Here is a 2,938-nt window from a genome sequence, read left to right as displayed (position 1 = left end):
GGGCTGGACTACTACATCTGGGCGCTTCAGATCGCGGGGGTGGGCACGACGCTGTCGGGCATCAACCTGATCGTCACCATCATCAAGATGCGCGCCCCCGGCATGAACCTGATGCGCATGCCCGTCTTCACCTGGACGGCCCTGTGCACCAACGCGCTCATCGTGGCGTCCTTCCCCGTGTTGACGGCCGCCCTGGTGCTGATGTCGCTGGACCGCTATGCGGGCACCAACTTCTTCACGAACGACCTGGGCGGCAACCCCATGCTGTACGTGAACCTGATCTGGATCTGGGGCCACCCCGAGGTCTACATCCTGATCCTGCCTTGCTTCGGCATCTTCTCCGAAGTGGTGGCCACGTTCTGCAAGAAGCGCCTGTTTGGCTATACCTCCATGGTCTACGCCACGGTGGTGATCACCATCCTGTCGTACCTGGTGTGGCTGCATCACTTCTTCACCATGGGTTCGGGCGCCAGCGTGAACACGTTCTTTGGCATCACCACGATGATCATCTCGATCCCCACGGGCGCGAAGATCTTCAACTGGCTGTTCACCATGTACAAGGGCCGCATCCGCTTCGAGCTGCCCATGATGTGGACCGTGGCCTTCATGGTGACATTTGCCATCGGCGGCATGACCGGCGTGCTGCTGGCCGTGCCACCGGCCGACTTCGTGCTGCACAACAGCCTGTTCCTGATCGCCCACTTCCACAACGTGATCATCGGCGGCGTGCTGTTCGGCCTGTTCGCCGGCATCAACTACTGGTACCCCAAGGCCTTTGGCTATAAGCTCGACCGCACCTGGGGCGTGCGCTCCTTCTGGCTGTGGGTGGTGGGCTTCTGGGTGGCGTTCGGCCCGCTGTATGTGCTGGGCCTGATGGGCGTCACGCGCCGTGCCAACCACTTTGAAGACCCCTCGCTGCAGATCTGGTTTGTGATCGCCGCCATCGGCGCCGCGATGATTGCGGCAGGCATTGCCTGCTTCCTGATCCAGCTGGTGGTGAGCTACCTCAAGCGCGACCAGCTGCGCGACGTGACTGGCGACCCCTGGGACGCCCGCACGCTGGAATGGGCCACCTCGTCGCCTCCGCCCAACTACAACTTCGCCTTCACACCCGTGGTGCATGAAATCGACGCCTGGTGGGACATGAAGAAACACGGCTACCAGCGCCCGCTCACCGGCTTTGCGCCCATCCACATGCCCGCCAACACCGGCTCGGGTGCGGTCATCTCGGCGCTGTCGCTGGTGCTGGGTTTTGCGCTGATCTGGCACATGTGGCTGCTGGCCGGTGTGTCGTTCGTCGGTGTGATCCTGGCGTCGATCATCCACACCTTCAACTACAAGCGCGACTTCTACATTCCTGCCTCTGAAGTGACAGAGACGGAAAACCTCCGCACCCAACAACTGCGCGCCAGCCATGTCTGATATCCGTTACACCCCTGGCGCGGCAGGCGCCGCAAGCGCAGCCCTGCCGCTGCGCCAATACCACCCCGCGCACGAGCCTCACCCTGAAAACGGCACGGCCCTGGGCTTCTGGCTCTACCTGATGAGCGACTGCCTCATCTTCGCCGCCCTGTTTGCCACCTATGGCGTGCTGGGCCGCAGCTATGCGGCGGGCCCCACGGGCGCACAGCTGTTCGACCTGACGCTGGTGGCCATCAACACGGCCTTCCTGCTGCTGTCGTCCATCACCTTCGGCTTTGCCATGCTGCGCAAGCAGCAGAACGACGTGAAAGGCACGCTGGTGTGGCTGGCGGTCACGGGGTTTTTCGGCCTGTGTTTCCTGGGCCTCGAACTCTATGAATTTGCCCACCTGATCCACCAGGGCGCCACCCCCCAGCGCAGCGCTTTCCTGTCGGCCTTCTTCACTCTGGTGGGCACCCACGGCCTGCACGTGACCTTCGGCCTGATCTGGCTGGTGGTGCTGATGGTGCAGATCGGCAAGCATGGCCTGATCCACGAGAACAAACGCCGCCTGATGTGCCTGTCCATGTTCTGGCACTTTCTGGACGTGGTCTGGATTGGCGTCTTCACCTTTGTTTACCTGATGGGAGTGCTTTGAATGAGCGCCGCACAACACAAGGCACATGCCGGACATGACCACAACCACGGCCATGGCGACCACGATGGCGACGTGGGCCCCCACAGCAGCCTGCGCGACTACACGATTGGCTTTGTGCTGTCAGTCATCCTCACGGCCATCCCGTTCTGGCTGGTCATGGCCAAGGTGATCTCTGATCGCAACACCGCCGTGCTGGTGCTGGGCGCCTTCGCCGTGGTGCAGATCCTGGTGCACATGGTGTACTTCCTGCACATGAACGGCAAAGTAGAGGGTGGCTGGACCATGCTGTCCACGATCTTCACCGTGGTCTTTGTGGCGATCGCCATCGCTGGCACCCTGTGGGTGATGTTCCACATGAATGCCAACATGATGCCCGCTCACCCCACGCCCGCAACGCAAGAGGCGCCGAGCCAATCGACGCCCTGATGCCATCCCACCCCACAGCCCCAGGCCGCCAGGCCTGGCGGCTTCGCCAGGCGGTGCTCGCAATCGTGGGCATCGCCTTGTTTTTGGGCTTTATCACGCTGGGCACCTGGCAGGTGCAGCGCCGCGCCTGGAAACTCACACTGATCGAGCGCGTGGAGCAGCGGGTGCACGCGGCCCCTGTGGGCCTGCCCCCCCACACACAATGGCCCGAGGTGAACGCGGCCAGCCACGAATACCTGCCCGTCAGCGTGCAGGGCCAGTGGCTGCCCGAGAAAACCGTGCTCACCCAGGCCCTCACTGAGCTGGGTTCTGGCTTCTGGGTGATGACGCCCCTGCAACTGGCCGATGGCGCGCAGGTGCTGGTGAACCGGGGGTTTGTGCCGCAGGAGCAGCGCACCCAGTGGCTGGCCGCGTTCACCTCGGGCCATTGTGTGTGGGGGGGCAGGCCCACAG

Annotated in this window: 4 protein-coding genes; all 4 read left to right on the top strand. The window is 63.1% G+C overall.

All coding sequences use genetic code 11. From position 1 onward, the window contains the following. Positions 1-1,422, top strand: a 1,422-nt coding sequence (locus tag DBR12_RS07675) for a cbb3-type cytochrome c oxidase subunit I (RefSeq protein WP_108616709.1), incomplete at its 5' end; no start/stop codon positions are given. Further along, complete coding sequence (cyoC, locus tag DBR12_RS07670) at positions 1,415-2,059, top strand: cytochrome o ubiquinol oxidase subunit III (RefSeq protein WP_063462836.1); 645 nt, start codon at positions 1,415-1,417, stop codon at positions 2,057-2,059. The genes DBR12_RS07675 and cyoC, both read left to right, overlap by 8 nt. Then, positions 2,060-2,485 carry a cytochrome o ubiquinol oxidase subunit IV gene (cyoD, locus tag DBR12_RS07665; protein ID WP_108616708.1) on the top strand — a complete coding sequence of 142 codons (426 nt, stop codon included), beginning with the start codon at positions 2,060-2,062 and terminating at the stop codon, positions 2,483-2,485. Then, a partial coding sequence (locus DBR12_RS07660) for an SURF1 family protein (protein ID WP_304529310.1) occupies positions 2,485-2,938 on the top strand: 454 nt, incomplete at its 3' end. The genes cyoD and DBR12_RS07660, both read left to right, overlap by 1 nt.

This window comes from Acidovorax sp. HMWF029, assembly GCF_003060895.1.
In the GTDB taxonomy this organism is placed as follows: Bacteria; Pseudomonadota; Gammaproteobacteria; order Burkholderiales; family Burkholderiaceae_C; genus Acidovorax.
This window is presented reverse-complemented; position numbering and strand designations above follow the sequence as displayed.